This window comes from Thalassorhabdus alkalitolerans (assembly GCF_042656525.1).
Classification (GTDB): domain Bacteria; phylum Bacillota; class Bacilli; order Bacillales; family Marinococcaceae; genus Thalassorhabdus; species Thalassorhabdus alkalitolerans.
This window is the reverse complement of sequence record NZ_JBHSOZ010000004.1, coordinates 169,666-183,351: the sequence shown is the minus strand read 5'-3', so window position 1 is coordinate 183,351 and position 13,686 is coordinate 169,666. Positions and strand designations below refer to the sequence as shown.

Sequence of the window (13,686 nt, the reverse complement as noted above, 5' to 3'; positions counted from 1 at the left end):
TTCAATAAGCTTGCCGCATCGAACCGCTTATCAATCAAACCAGACCAGTTACCGGTTATTATTTTATACAAAAAAGCACTGTTTTCCTAATGAAAAAACAGTGCTTTTTCTATCATTTACGTCTCGCTATAATTTTACGATATGCTACAGATGATTTTCGTTAAAAGACGAAGCTCAATCAAATTACTTATAGAATTCACCATTATCCTTTTACAGAGCCAGCTTTTAAAATATCATTACCGCAAGCAGACCAAAAATAAACAAAGGTATATTGTAATGTAGGAACGTAGGCACACAAGTGTCCCATATATGATGGTGGCCGCCGTCAGCATTAAGACCCGAAGTTGGTCCAAGTGTGCTGTCTGAAGCAGGGGAACCTGCATCCCCCATTGCTCCTGCTGTTCCTATTAAGGCAGCAGTCGCCAGAGGAGAAAAACCAATCGTTAAAGCAAATGGCACAAACAGTGCAGCCAGAATAGGTATCGTACCAAAGGAAGTCCCAATCCCCATAGTAATTAACAGGCCTACCAACAGCATAATCGCAGCAGTAAGAAGGTTAGCTTCTCCGCCAGTTGCTATAGCAGAAGTAACGAGAGCATCTACCGCACCTGTTTCTTGCAGGACGGTTGAAAAGCCAGAAGCTATGAGCATAACAAAAGCAATCATACCCATCATTTTAATCCCGTCATTTACCATTTCATCACCTTTGGTGAACGGAATAACTGTCAGCATAAACATGATTATTATTCCTGTTAACGCTCCAAAAATTAAAGATTCTGTTAGCAGCTGTACGACCAACGCTATTACAATGGCAAACAAAGTAAAGATATGCTTTCTCTTAAATTGTGCTTCCTCGTTGGAGACAGCAGCATTTTCTTGATTTTCTTGATTTGTGACCTTGCTGTCCTTTGGCTTTCGATAAGTAATAAAGACAGCGATAAGCAACCCAACAATCATGCCGATTCCCGGAGCAAGCATAGCTCTCCATATTTCCCCGACAGCAAGCTCCATGCCATTAGCACTCATTTCAGTTGAAATGATGTTATGGAAAATAAATCCGTATCCAAGGGGAAGCATTACGTATGGTGCTTTTAACCCGAAGGTCAATGCTGCTGCAACTCCCCTTCTGTCAACCCTCATTCGGTCAAATAACTGAAGGAGAGGAGGAATTAAAATTGGAATAAAAGCAATATGCACGGGCACTGCATTTTGGGACAAACAAGCAATCCCCGCTATTGTCATTAGCAAGAAGCCTCTTTTGCCTTTTAAGACTTTAATCAGCCTTTTAACTAGTACCCCTGTAATTCCAGAGTAAGCAATCATCATGGCAAATACCCCAAGCAGAATATAGCTAAGTGCTGTTTCTGCCTGGCCTCCCATGCCAGAGATGAGGAGCTCCAAAGTTTCATTTAAATTTAAGCCGGCAACCAGACCCGCTGTTAATCCAGCAAATAAGATGGCCAAAACGACATTTACTTTTAATAGACTCAAAACTATCATCACTAGAACAGAGATAATTACAGCATTCATTTATACTAAACTCCTCTTCATCTATTTAGCTCTCTACCAAAGTAAAGTATACAAGCTGCCTGTAAGGAGTTCAATTCAATTTAAAAAGCTTTAATAGTTTGATAATTTTCTAAGGATAAAAATAAAACTGCCTTCAGCAGGGAAGGCAGTGGCATTACAGTTTATAACGGATCTCTTCTTGACAGATCTTTTCCAGCTATTTCATCATTTACACTATTTTCGCTTTCAAAATATACTTCCTGGTCTCTTAAACCGTCTGCTTCCTTCATCGACATTTCATCCTGCTCTTCTACTTCTTTCATTTCACGGATAAGTGTATATACCTCTTCTAATTGATCAGGTGACAGATGATCTATAAGCTGACGGACTTCTTCTTTTGTTACAGCCATTTCCGTTCCCTCCTAATGGTGTTTCCTATTAATGACCTTGTTTTTCACTACCCGGTAGCAAGAAAAATTAATCGTAAGTTTTTCTGTTAAAGAAACCATGCCGGGCAATATTCACCACTGTAAGGATAAGCAGAACCATGGCCGCGAACCAGGCAGTATACGTAATAGAAATAAATTCATCAATTCTTTCAATTCCTATCCCAAAAAAAGCCCAGACAAATACCAAAGGATACACAGGATTTTGCTTTATTAGGACCATAGCAAGTGCAATCCCTAAAGCAAGAACCAAAGCTGTATTTGTCCAAAAGACATCTGAAAACAGCAATTGGTTCGCATCATTTACAGTAAATAAAATACCAACATTCACAATGGTTGCAACAGAAATCCAGCCTAAGTAGAGGGAAAATGGTATCGTGTGTACAGCATTTTCTTTTGTAAAAGAACCTATTTTCGTGTAGATCATAATCAAGCTTATTAAAAGCCCGCCCATAGCAGCCATGGTTAAGTTAAAGAAATTATAATGAAAGAATAGAAGCCAGGCCACATTAAACACGCAGCTTAAAACAAACCAGTACCCAATGTTTTCGTATACTTCCTCTTCTTTAGGCTTTGAAAAAAACTGCTTAAAGACCCAAATCGCCAGCAGAATGTAAATTACAGTCCAGATAGAAAAGACATAACCTGCCGGGGTGAAAAGAATGTTCAGCGCTTCAGCAATTTCTCCGGTTGTCTGATTATTCAGCGGAAGTGAGTTTGCCAATGCGTTCATAATTACGACGATAAACAAGGCAATAACATTCCCCCATTTTATTAAAGAAGGTTGTCTTTTAAACATAATCTACACCCCTAACTGAAAATGCCCTGCCTTCTTCACTGTTACCCTATTAAACAAAAACATATTACCTTGGAATTTTACATTTTGTTTACAAAGCTTATAAACTGAGAGACCTTATGGTGAAATCCCGGATAATCCTGGGCAGTTGTTCGAAAGTATAAGGTTTGTAAACCCTCTCTGTTCTTTTGTGAGCATCTTTTCCATAGGTCCCTATGTTTATAGCAGGAATATTTAACGACCGAATGTGATCAATAGGCAAGGGAAATATTTCATCCATAGCAGGAAAATTACTTCTCAGGTGATTTACGTCGTCTGTGTTACCAGGAAATGACAAAAAGCTGCTATCTGATAAAAAAGGGAAAAACTTCTTAACAAGAAACTTTTCTCCATTTTTGTTCTCTTCTTCGCTTACGATATCCAGCAATTGTTTATTTATCATCTTTCCACTGTTTTCTTGCAAATAATTACATGGAAGAAATGGGGGAGCAAAGAAAATAATTACCTTTGCACGGTCATCCGGGTCTTTTTCAACCAGCATTTCCGTAATTTTAAAACATAGCTCACGCTTATCTAGATCACTATAAGTGTCAACTGTCTTCTTGACGATATCATCAACTGAAATTCCTTTTTGAACCAGGTTCTCTTTGTACTCTTCAAAAGACAAGACATCAACTTTCCACTCGAGATGCTGCGAAAAAGGCATTTGGGTTGTGGACAAAAATACATGATGCTGCTTTTCCATGTGCTTCTCCACCACACGGCAAGCTTCCCTTGTTTCTCTTATCAACAGTTTCATCACATCTTTAGGTGTCGTTTCATACATAAAATAATTAAAGTACATCCGGCTTGACGGGGGTGTCTGTACATTATAAGTGTCTTTATTATCTCTTTGATATAAACATGTAGGAGGAAGAACCAATTCCCCTTCAATTTGTTCTGTTAAATCCATGTTACAGCTTATTCTCCTATTAATTTCAGAGGAAATAAATGTTGGGTCAATCCCTCTCAATATTTCTCCAACATGGGACTCTCTGCCATGAATTGAAAAACAGGGTAGAATCTTTCCGGCTGACCCGGTATAGATATACCGGTGACTGTCTCCCTCATACAGTGATGTTGTATAATCATTGTTTATTGCCACCGAAAAATTTAATCCCTCACTTTTCAAACGTGAAAACTCCTTGGATGCTTCAATGATACCGGCATGATCATTTTCCTCAGCCGGATTCAAAAGTAAAAGAATGTTACCATTTAATTTTTCCAGGTGTTCAGTAAAATAAAGAAGGTTAACAAGATGTATCGCTGCCCCGCTTTTCATATCTACTGAACCTCTTCCAAAAAGCCATTTCCCGCTTTGGGCTGCCTCTCTTATCTCTGGATCGTGGTGAGCAGAGTAGTATTCTTCCAATCGATCAGGGTCATAAGCGTGCTCTTTTAAAGATCCAAAGTCATGTATACCTACTGTGTCGATATGGGCGTGAAAGATCACCGTATCAGATGATGTACCTGAACCTTGGACAAAAGCAAATATATTCTTTCTTCCTAAATTATCATTACTAAGGGGCTGCACCCATGCTTGCTCAGGATTCTCTTTAAAGTAAGGAAATTCTTTTAAAAATTCAAACAGAAAATCAGCAATTTCCCTTTCCCCTTTCGTGTCGGTCACACTAGGCAGTCTCATTAACTGTCTTGTTATGAGTTCAATTTTTTCAGCAAGCGGCTTATTAGAAATGGAATCTAAAAGCTGCTTTGGATCTTTACAAGTATTCTCTTTGGTATTTCCCATAAACGACCCGTTCCTTTCTCTACCTTCTTTTTAAAAGCCTCTGTTACAGTTACTTACATTATGTTGTGATGTGTAAAGTGTGATAAGGACTGCAGGCCACGTACAAAACAAGGATAACACGCCAAAGGCTGTCTTCTAGATAGTTCCTTGAAGACAGCCTCTTGGTTTTATTTTTCCTCTTTATTAAGCATCTTTTGCAGCTTGTGTTTCATTCTCTTGGCTAAAGACGGGTCTTTTCCTAATGTAGAAATTGAGATCATACAATCTTCATGTTCAATGGTTGCTGTAAATGCCACATTGCCGATAGCCGGATTATCGGCTCCGTTGATCAGCTGTCCAGGCTGCGCTGATCGCTGGATAATGCTTTGAGCTTCCTTTGATCCAGAAGCAGAGATAATCATGAATGCGTGCACCAGGTATGCCGGCCTGCAAACGTCTTTAACCCACTTAATTTTTCCTTCATTTGATAAATGCTCCAATTTTTCCGTAATCTGTGGAGCTACTACAGTCACAATTCCTCCGGCAGACAGGACTTTTTCTGTCTTTCTTGCTGCTATGGGTCCCCCTCCCACAACTACCACTGTCTTCTGAGAAATATCAAGTGAAAGAGGCAATAACCGCATGAGATTCAAGTTTCCCTTCTTGAGCTTTTTTACACTCAAGAACCCTTTCCTTTAATATATCAGCCAGTTCGTGGTCATAGCCCAAAAAGGAGCAAAGGCGAAATGGAACATTGGTTTCCAATGAGGAGATTGCCTCTTCCATTTCTTGTATTAATACGCCAGTAAACAATAAATAAGGAAGTACATACACCGTTTTTGCTTCCGTCTTTTTCATGACCTCTAATCCTTCCGGAAAGCTAGGAGAAGCTGCTGCCAAAAATGATGCCTTTACTCGTGAAAGCCCGGCAAATTCTTTGAATTTATGACAGATGGTATGAAAGTCCTCAATAGCCTCCGGGTCACTGCTTCCCCGTCCGACAAGAAGCACGTCAGCCTCGTCTCCCGGCTTCCAGCCTTCTCTTCGCAACCGTTCTTCTAATACATTAAAAATCTTTTCCTCAATTCCAAATGGCCGGCCATAGGATACCTCTAGTTCAGGATATGGTACTAAGGCTTTTCTTAGCTCCTCTGGTATATCCTGCTTTGCGTGGCCTGCAGTCAAAAGAAGAACCGGAATGACAAGAAGCTTTGTTACACCTTTCTCTTTACAGCGACGGACGCCTTCAGAAATACCAGGGTCAGCCAGCTCCAAGAAACACGTTTCCTGTACTGGAATATCGATCATTGACATGGTGTCTTTTACAAAGTTTTCAAACTGCCTGTTCCCTTCTTGAACACGGCTTCCATGTCCAATATATAATACACCTTGCATATTTATCACCTGCTAACTGTACGTAATTTGTGTGGCAGCTAAAGAAGCTATTAAATGATCGACATCAGGCTGTTCTAACTCTATACAGTTCTCATAACCTGTTTCTTCTGCCTTCATGCGGCTCTTTGGGCCGTAACATATAAACAGCTTATCTTCTTTCCACTCTTTAAAGGAGATGCCGGCCTCTTCTACTTCCCTTGTTACTGTTTCTACTGCTTCAGCACAAGGAAAGACAACGGTTGTTAACCTCTTATCCTGATGCAGCCTTACAAGCGTAATATTGCTTTTTTCATTAGTCACGGCCCTGTGGCTGATCCAGCCATCCTCACTAAGAGGAGCTATCTGATCTTCCTTTCCGATATAAAGTACTCCTTCTTCTTCCTGTATAAACGAGTCTATTTCAGAAAAAATTCCATGCTCTTCTAAATACACAGCTCCCCTTTTAGTCGTTGCCGTGATTTCAGAGGGTAAGCTCCTTACGTCTATTCTTCGTCTTTTAATTTCTTTAAAAAACGGAGTTACGCTTTCAGAAGCAAGGAAAACGATCTTAGAAAAAGATTTTAGATTTTCAGGAAAAGATTCTGATTCCGGAGTCTCTCGAAATGAAGGAAATTCAAACGCTTCTGCCCCGTTTTCTCGAAGCTTTGCAGCAATGGAGCTTTTTTTACTATTTGTTTGTCCTACAAGAATAGTTTGGTCTGTGAGTTTTTTCTTTTCAAACCAGTGCAGACTTTTCCGAAGTCCTACTACGTCACCAACCAAAGTAAGCGCTGGGTTTTTTATATTTTCTCTTTCTACGACTTCCGTAATATTCTCAAGTGTCCCCTCTACCGTTCTTTGTCTGCTGGTCGTTGCCCATTCTACAAGCATAATAGGAGTATCTTTGCTTTTTCCATGCTTTATTAAGTTTTCAGCGATGAAAGACAAGTTTTTCACTCCCATATAAAAAGCGATGGTATCGATGCTGGTTGCAAGACCTTCCCAGTTCGGAGAGGGTTCTCCTGTCTGGGCATGACCTGTCACAATAGCAAAGCTGCTCGCATGCTCTCTATGAGTGACTGGCACTCCTGCATACGCCGGAGCTGCGATGCCAGCTGTTATGCCAGGAATGATTTCATAGGGTACTTCGGCTTCTGCCAATGCAGCTGCCTCCTCGCCTACTCTTCCAAAAACACCAGGATCTCCACCTTTTAAACGAATGACATGAAGACCTTCTTTTGCTTTTTCTATCATAACTTCCTGAATGGCTTCTTGACGCAAGTGATGACGGTCAGGAAGTTTCCCACAATAGATCAGCTCGGCTTTTGGTTTTGCTTCGTCCAAAAGCAGGGGGTTTACCAGACGATCATACAGGACTACATCTGCAGTCCGCAGATATTCAAATCCTCGTACTGTAATTAACTTTGAATCACCAGGCCCTGCACCTACAAGGTAGACCGTTCCAACTCCCATACTTATCTCTCCCTTTCTTCCTGAGTTCGCCATCTTTCCGCTCTTTTCCATGGACCGCCACTCTTCAATATCGTCTCAGCTGTTTCAATTCCTTCTTCTAAGGAGGATGCTTGTTTTACTAAGTATAACCTAAGTGCTGCGTTAAAAAGAACTTGAGCATAAAGAGGTTCTGTTACATCGTCAATATTGTTTTGCAGAATGTTATTTATCCATCCTGCTTGTTCATGAACAGACGGGTATTCAGGAAACAATTCTTTAGATCTGTTGAGCCCGTAATCAGCTGGTCGGAACGTTAAGGTTTCAACTGAATCTTTTTGCACATGGTACACAAAGGTAGAATTCCTGAATACCGGTACATCCTCTGATCCTTCGATTCCTTGCACCACAAAAGCTTCTTCATATGGAAGGTTTTGTATCAAAGGAATGATGGTCTCTGCTGCTTTTTTATGAAATACTCCGAAAAAAAGGATGTCTGTTTCAATTAAATGAAGGAGTTTCTCTACTGTATTAATAAATGTTCTGATTCCAATTTCATCACGTATGCGATATAAACGGTCTAAAGCTTCCGAACGTTGGTATGTATCTGAAAAAACTACTCCCCGTTCAATATCTTTTTCACGTACAGCGGAAACTGCTTTGCAAGGGTTCCCAATAAATTGAGAAAATAGCTCTGGCATGCTTGTTCCATACTTAGGGGGCAGAGACCTTCCGCCGTGTATGTAAGTTTTGATGCCAGCTTCTGCTAAAATAAATGCAACAGGGATAGTAGCCGGAAACGTTTTTCTGCCGTCATAAGGACCGGCAGAATCAATGGATGGTGACTCGCCTTTCATTGACCCGCCCAATTGTGATTTTTCCCTGATTGCGTCCACAAAAGCCTTCATCTCTTCCCAAGACTCTCCATTCAACCGTTTTGAAGCAAGGAAAGCACCAATTTGTGCATCTGTAGCTTGATTAGAAGTAATAGCTGTTGCCGCTTGATATGCTTCATCATACGTTAAGTTTCTGGAACCTTTTTCACCTCTTGCTACTTCCTTCAGCCACTCCTTCATCTTTTTTCCTCCTTTGCTGCCCACTCGATTTCGCTTTTTTCTAAAGGATTTATGACTTTTTTAAATACGCTCTCTTACACCTCAAGTTACAAGTGCGGCGTTCACTCATGTTTCCCTTCATTCACATTCACGGCATTCATGCCTTGGTCCTTCCTCGGGAACCCCCCCTGTTATGAGGGCTCTTCGCCGATAAGATCTTGCTCTTTTATCTACAATCGCATGACTATTAATAATCAACCTGTATTTTTAACGAAACCTTTCTAAAAAAAAAGACTTGGCTAATGCCAAGTCTTTTTGCCGGACTCCGCCAAGAATCCCCTTGATCGTGCCGTTTAATCATTTACACTGTAATCGGTGCTCATCAGCTCTTAAATGAGGTCTCTTTTTTTCAACTCACGTAATAGTTGTTCAACAGACTCTTCCACATTCTGTGAGTCACTTTCTACTACAATTTCCGGATTTTCCGGTTCTTCGTAAGGAGAATCAATTCCAGTGAAATTAGGAATTTCGCCTTTTCTTGCTTTTTTGTAAAGCCCCTTAGGGTCACGTTGTTCACAAGTATCCAAGTTACACTTTACGTAAACTTCCAGAAACTCGCTTTCTCCTAAAAGCTCTCTGACCGTATCACGATCCTCACGAAAAGGAGAAATAAATGCTGTACTTACAACATGGCCTGCATCTACAAATAACTTGGCAACCTCGCCGATTCGGCGGATGTTCTCCTTACGGTCATCGTCATTAAAGCCGAGATCTTTATTTAAACCATGACGGATGTTGTCTCCGTCCAGCACATAGACCTTTTTATCGTTTTCAAACAGTTTACGTGTAAGAGCATTTGCTAACGTAGATTTCCCTGAACCAGACAACCCTGTAAACCAAAGGACAAAACTCTTATGGCCATTTCTTTCCTGTTGCTCTTCTTTGCTTACTGAGGCGTCATGCCAGACAATGTTTCGATCAGAAGCCATGTTTATCCCTCCACTATTTTATACGCGTATCAATTAACGTGTTATATTCCGCTTCCTTCATCATGAAAGCTTCTCTTTTCTTTTTTTATCGTTTGCATTAAATGAATTGAACCTATCGTAGCTAAAAATACACTTACAATAATAATAAATGTATAGATATCTCTGTGAATAAAAAGCATCATAAGGGAATATGAAACGACAAGAGCCACTATCGGCGATAATATCCACACATTAGCAATTTGCTTTAAGATAGATTTCTGCCACAGCCGAAATCCGTGCTCAGCTGTTCCAATTCCTACAATGGCAGATGTAGTAACCTGGGTAAGGGGAACAGGAATCCCTAGTAAGGAAGCTATAATTACAAGTGTTCCTCCTGTTGTAGACACAGCAGTCCCCTGTAGTAAAGACAGTCTCGTAATTTTCTTCCCGTTTGTTTCTAAAACTTTTCCGCCCAATAAAACACAGCCTGCCGCTAAAAAGAATCCGCCAATCAAAACAGCAGATGGGATCGAAATCAACCCGGCACCTACCAGCGGCCCTACCGCATTTGCTACATTGTTCATACCGGCAGCGAAAGCTTCCATCATCCCGGCTAGAATAAGTAAAATTGCTAATCCTTTACGCCATTTGCCAGTCCCTTTCAAGTGAGGCCATTTCTTCTCTGCCTTGAGAATAAGAACACCCGCTGCTAAAGCAAGAAAAAATGAAACAAATGGCACAATGATCCAAAAGGATATGATATACAAGAGGTTATTAACAAGCAAGGCCTGAAAAGCAATTCCTACACCGACAATGGCCCCAACGACCACCTCGCTTGTCGATAAAGGGATTCCTATTAGGTTTGCGATAAATAAGGTTAAGCATGCTCCGGTTAATATAATAACTGCTATCTCAACATTTATCAGGGATTCGGAGATAATTCCTCCCCCGATGGTCTTCACTACTTCTCCGCCAGCTAAAGCTCCCAAAAAAGCACTGACAGCGACTAACAGCATAGCAGTCTTTTTGCTGCTCACTGCGCCGCTGCCATATGCTGGTCCCATTGCAGCAGCAGTTCCGCTTGCCCCAATATTCATGGCGAAAAAGAAAGCTATAATATAAGCTACAATGGTCCAATCCATTTTTTCACCTTCCTACGCCCTTAAACCGTTTCCTTTACTCCAGCTATAAGGACTTTTACAACTTCCGGCCGGCTGAATTCTGCAGGAGGCATTTCACCGTTCTTAAGCATTTCTCTAACCTTTGTTCCTGAAAGAATTACATGATGTTCCTTATCGTGAGGACATGTTTTGGCAGAAGCCATATTTTCACACTTCTTGCAGTAAAAACTATGCTCAAAGAAAAGTGGAGTAATTCCCAGCTCATCAATATCAAAATTACGGAATATCAACTGGGCGTCATAAGTGCCGTAATAGTCGCCTACCCCAGCATGGTCACGTCCGACAATAAAATGAGTACAACCGTAGTTCTTTCTTACCATTGCATGGAAAATTGCTTCACGTGGACCTGCGTATCTCATTGCAGCAGGGAATACGGCCAAGAAGGTACGATCTTGAGGGTAGTAATTTTCCAGGATTACCTCATAGCTCTCCATCCGTACATCAGCAGGAATATCTCCGGCTTTGGTTGCTCCAACTAACGGATTCAAGAATAAACCGTCTACTGTTTCAAGGGCTGTTTTTTGAATATATTCATGAGCACGGTGAACAGGGTTTCTAGTCTGGAAGCCAACAACTGTTTCCCAGCCTCTTCTTTTAAATTCCTCCCTTGTTTCTGCCGGCTCTAAATAATAAGATTCAAAGCGTTCGTGTGAAACGGGTTCAGTAAGCGTAATTGGACCTGCTACGTAAACGTCCGGGCGATCAAACACTTTCTTTACACCCGGGTGCTCAAGGTCTGTCGTCTGATACACCTTCTCCGCTTCCCGCGTTTTATCAGGAGTGTACGTTTCTTCGACAACGATATAGCCGTAGTCTTTTCCTTCAAACGAAAGCCTTGCTTTCTCCCCAATCTGTAATTGCTCTGCAGCTTCTTCAGTTACAGGCAAAGTAATAGGAATACTCCAAATGGCTCCGTTTTTCAGCCTCATGTTTTCTACAACAGATTCATAATCCTCTTTTGATAAAAAGCCTTCAAGAGGACTGAATGCTCCATTTGCAATAAGCTCCACATCAGATAATGCTACGTCGTCAAGTTCAATTGCTGCTTTGATGGATGATACATCTTCACCAAATTGTCTTCTGTCAATTAGAGTACCGCCATGAGGTTTGCTAGCTGTCATTTTTTCCACTCCTTGAATTTAGTATATTCTGCTTACTTATGAAGTCCGCATTCTGTTTTGCCGGATCCGCTCCATCTGCCGCTCCGGGAATCCTGACCGTCTAAAACGGCAGATGTGCAATGAAAACAGCCTATGCTGGGAAAGTTCTGGTCGTGAAGAATGTTATATGGAAGATTGTTGTTTTTAATGTGCTCCCACACTTCATCCCAGGTCCAATGAATTAATGGACATATTTTAATGGAATTAAATCGGTTATCGATATTCACAAATTGAGTATTTTTCCTTGTAGGTGACTGCTCACGCCGAAGCCCTGACATCCAGGCTTTGTGTTTAGCCAGTTCATTTTCCAGTGGTTCCAGCTTTCGCAGAGCACAGCATTTATCAGGGTCTGTTTCCCATAATTTATCTCCGTGCTGTTCGGCTTGTTCTTTTACAGTAAGCTCTGGCTTAACTGCTTTGATCTCTAAATCAGGAAAAAACTCCCGTACCTTTTTTAAGAGGTCATAAGTCTGCTTAAAATGAAAATCCGTATCAAGAAAAATAACTTTCGCACCAGGTTGGACTTTGTTTATTAAATCAAGCAGGACCATTCCTTCAGCCCCAAGACTGCATGCATAAACTAAATCATCCCCATAGGTTTTATATCCCCATTCAATTACTTCAGATGCGTTTTTACCTGTTAATTCTTTGTTAATATTATCTACTTCTTCCGGAGTAGTTGTTTGATATTCCAAAAGCATCCGGTCACCTCCACTTTCCATTCCCCTAAAAAATGTAAAACTGAGGCTGCTTATATTTACAGTCTCATTTTAATCCCTACTATTTTTATATACTTTATATGGTTAGTCGTTAAGTGTATTTTAGAAAGGATAGGAAGAAAAGTCAAACCTTTTTTGGGGAATTCTGATATTTTTACTATGCTTTATATATTAAATGAAGCAGGAAGCTCCGGTGTTCGAAAAATCCCTCTCTCCTTCAGTCTTTCCTGCACCACTTCTCGTATAATAGCCAGTCCAGCTGCCGATATCTCCGTCCTAGTGGGGGTTTCTTTTCGTTTTGCCCCTTTGTTACTGCAGATGACTATTCCTGCATGAGCTGGTTTGCACCAGCCAATGAAACATTGAGAACCTGCCGTGCTGCCGGAAATAAAATGAACTGGATACTTTTCTCCAAAAGGAAAGACAATCATCCAGCCGCGAGAAACTCCTTCCGCTCCTTTGATCCCTTTTCTGCCTTTTTCTTTTATGCCATGGGTATCTGCAAAGTAAGCAAATGCCGGGGAAGGGGAAAGGTGCGCTTCGAGATAATATAATAAATCCGCAGTTGATGAAATCCATCCTCCTGCGCCCTGAAAGGTCGATGGCCTGTCCAAGTGTGTCTTTTTAAGCTGGTAATTGTAAGGAGGAGCTATTCTCTTCAATTTTTCAGCGGGAAAGGTCAGGGTTGTATCCTCCAGGCCGAGGGGGGACATGACCAGCTTTTTTGCCAGGATTTCAAAAGGCTCCTCCCATATCCTTTCTAAAAACCTACCTAAAACCGCATAACCAGTGTGGGAATAATGCAAATCATCGACTTTGCTCTTCTGCTTTGTTTTATATTTGCGTAAGTAAACAATCCAGTCTTCATCATTGTAATAATGGTGGGGATTCTTATAATTCCTTAACAAATAACGTTTTATATTGGTAGGCATAAACGGCATTCCTGACGTGTGAGTGACCAGTGTGTAGGGCGTGATTTCATCAGGAAGATTCGTAAATTCCCATCCGAATGAAGAGATAGGTTCATGGTAGGGTGCCTTCCCCTCCCTGATCGTCTTTGCAAGTAAAGCTGCAGTTACTGTTTTACCAATATCTCCCGTTTCATATAAAGTGTATAAATCAGGAGGGTTTTTGTTATTATCGGACAAACTGCCAAACCCTTGGTAGGAATGCTTCCCCTCCAGAGTGATCCCGACATGAATACTCTTGCTTTTCTTTGTTAAAGGTGTAATGACGGATTGAATCAGCTCCTGCAATGTTT

At 41.0% G+C, this 13,686-nt stretch carries 13 protein-coding genes; all 13 read right to left on the bottom strand.

Going from position 1 to position 13,686, the window contains the following annotated elements; all coding sequences use genetic code 11:
* Nucleotides 1-225: 225 nt before the first annotated feature.
* Nucleotides 226-1,530, bottom strand: coding sequence for a Na+/H+ antiporter family protein (locus ACFPU1_RS10390; RefSeq protein ID WP_385940790.1), 1,305 nt, complete (start codon nucleotides 1,528-1,530; stop codon nucleotides 226-228).
* A gap of 161 nt (nucleotides 1,531-1,691) precedes the next feature.
* On the bottom strand, nucleotides 1,692-1,919 hold the full coding sequence (locus tag ACFPU1_RS10385; RefSeq protein WP_054636747.1) for a hypothetical protein: 228 nt from the start codon (nucleotides 1,917-1,919) through the stop codon (nucleotides 1,692-1,694).
* 67 nt (nucleotides 1,920-1,986) lie between these two features.
* On the bottom strand, nucleotides 1,987-2,754 hold the full coding sequence (locus ACFPU1_RS10380) for a TspO/MBR family protein (RefSeq protein WP_385940787.1): 768 nt from the start codon (nucleotides 2,752-2,754) through the stop codon (nucleotides 1,987-1,989).
* 97 nt (nucleotides 2,755-2,851) lie between these two features.
* Complete coding sequence (locus ACFPU1_RS10375; protein WP_385940784.1) at nucleotides 2,852-4,540, bottom strand: M20/M25/M40 family metallo-hydrolase; 1,689 nt, start codon at nucleotides 4,538-4,540, stop codon at nucleotides 2,852-2,854.
* A 167-nt stretch (nucleotides 4,541-4,707) separates the two neighbouring features.
* Nucleotides 4,708-5,163 carry a precorrin-2 dehydrogenase/sirohydrochlorin ferrochelatase family protein gene (locus ACFPU1_RS10370; protein ID WP_385940781.1) on the bottom strand — a complete coding sequence of 152 codons (456 nt, stop codon included), beginning with the start codon at nucleotides 5,161-5,163 and terminating at the stop codon, nucleotides 4,708-4,710.
* Nucleotides 5,138-5,914 carry a sirohydrochlorin chelatase gene (locus ACFPU1_RS10365; RefSeq protein ID WP_385940778.1) on the bottom strand — a complete coding sequence of 259 codons (777 nt, stop codon included), beginning with the start codon at nucleotides 5,912-5,914 and terminating at the stop codon, nucleotides 5,138-5,140. Before ACFPU1_RS10365 ends, ACFPU1_RS10370 begins: the two co-directional genes overlap by 26 nt.
* Nucleotides 5,915-5,926: 12 nt before the next feature.
* A complete protein-coding gene (gene cobA, locus ACFPU1_RS10360) occupies nucleotides 5,927-7,366 on the bottom strand; it encodes a uroporphyrinogen-III C-methyltransferase (RefSeq protein ID WP_385940776.1) in 1,440 nt (479 codons plus the stop codon).
* Between the two features lie 2 nt (nucleotides 7,367-7,368).
* Nucleotides 7,369-8,418, bottom strand: a complete 1,050-nt coding sequence (locus ACFPU1_RS10355) for an anthranilate phosphoribosyltransferase (protein WP_385940773.1) — start codon at nucleotides 8,416-8,418, stop codon at nucleotides 7,369-7,371.
* Nucleotides 8,419-8,786: 368 nt separating this feature from the next.
* Entirely contained in the window at nucleotides 8,787-9,386 is a 600-nt protein-coding gene (gene cysC / locus ACFPU1_RS10350; RefSeq protein WP_100397990.1) for an adenylyl-sulfate kinase, read from the bottom strand.
* 41 nt (nucleotides 9,387-9,427) lie between these two features.
* Nucleotides 9,428-10,507, bottom strand: a complete 1,080-nt coding sequence (locus ACFPU1_RS10345; protein WP_100397989.1) for an inorganic phosphate transporter — start codon at nucleotides 10,505-10,507, stop codon at nucleotides 9,428-9,430.
* A gap of 20 nt (nucleotides 10,508-10,527) precedes the next feature.
* Nucleotides 10,528-11,667, bottom strand: coding sequence for a sulfate adenylyltransferase (sat, locus tag ACFPU1_RS10340; RefSeq protein WP_054636741.1), 1,140 nt, complete (start codon nucleotides 11,665-11,667; stop codon nucleotides 10,528-10,530).
* Nucleotides 11,668-11,699: 32 nt separating this feature from the next.
* Nucleotides 11,700-12,407 (bottom strand): phosphoadenylyl-sulfate reductase, encoded by a 708-nt coding sequence (locus ACFPU1_RS10335; RefSeq protein ID WP_385940770.1) that lies wholly within the window; start codon nucleotides 12,405-12,407, stop codon nucleotides 11,700-11,702.
* A 182-nt stretch (nucleotides 12,408-12,589) separates the two neighbouring features.
* Nucleotides 12,590-13,681 carry a serine hydrolase domain-containing protein gene (locus tag ACFPU1_RS10330; protein WP_385940768.1) on the bottom strand — a complete coding sequence of 364 codons (1,092 nt, stop codon included), beginning with the start codon at nucleotides 13,679-13,681 and terminating at the stop codon, nucleotides 12,590-12,592.
* Nucleotides 13,682-13,686: the final 5 nt, after the last annotated feature.

Coding starts and splice junctions, on each gene's coding strand:
- ACFPU1_RS10375 (WP_385940784.1), bottom strand. CDS start 4,540: ATGGGAAATACCAAAGAGAATACTTGTAAAGATCCAAAGCAGCTTTTA.
- ACFPU1_RS10380 (WP_385940787.1), bottom strand. CDS start 2,754: ATGTTTAAAAGACAACCTTCTTTAATAAAATGGGGGAATGTTATTGCC.
- ACFPU1_RS10335 (WP_385940770.1), bottom strand. CDS start 12,407: ATGCTTTTGGAATATCAAACAACTACTCCGGAAGAAGTAGATAATATT.
- cobA (WP_385940776.1), bottom strand. CDS start 7,366: ATGGGAGTTGGAACGGTCTACCTTGTAGGTGCAGGGCCTGGTGATTCA.
- ACFPU1_RS10355 (WP_385940773.1), bottom strand. CDS start 8,418: ATGAAGGAGTGGCTGAAGGAAGTAGCAAGAGGTGAAAAAGGTTCCAGA.
- sat (WP_054636741.1), bottom strand. CDS start 11,667: ATGACAGCTAGCAAACCTCATGGCGGTACTCTAATTGACAGAAGACAA.
- cysC (WP_100397990.1), bottom strand. CDS start 9,386: ATGGCTTCTGATCGAAACATTGTCTGGCATGACGCCTCAGTAAGCAAA.
- ACFPU1_RS10345 (WP_100397989.1), bottom strand. CDS start 10,507: ATGGATTGGACCATTGTAGCTTATATTATAGCTTTCTTTTTCGCCATG.
- ACFPU1_RS10365 (WP_385940778.1), bottom strand. CDS start 5,914: ATGCAAGGTGTATTATATATTGGACATGGAAGCCGTGTTCAAGAAGGG.
- ACFPU1_RS10370 (WP_385940781.1), bottom strand. CDS start 5,163: ATGCGGTTATTGCCTCTTTCACTTGATATTTCTCAGAAGACAGTGGTA.
- ACFPU1_RS10390 (WP_385940790.1), bottom strand. CDS start 1,530: ATGAATGCTGTAATTATCTCTGTTCTAGTGATGATAGTTTTGAGTCTA.
- ACFPU1_RS10385 (WP_054636747.1), bottom strand. CDS start 1,919: ATGGCTGTAACAAAAGAAGAAGTCCGTCAGCTTATAGATCATCTGTCA.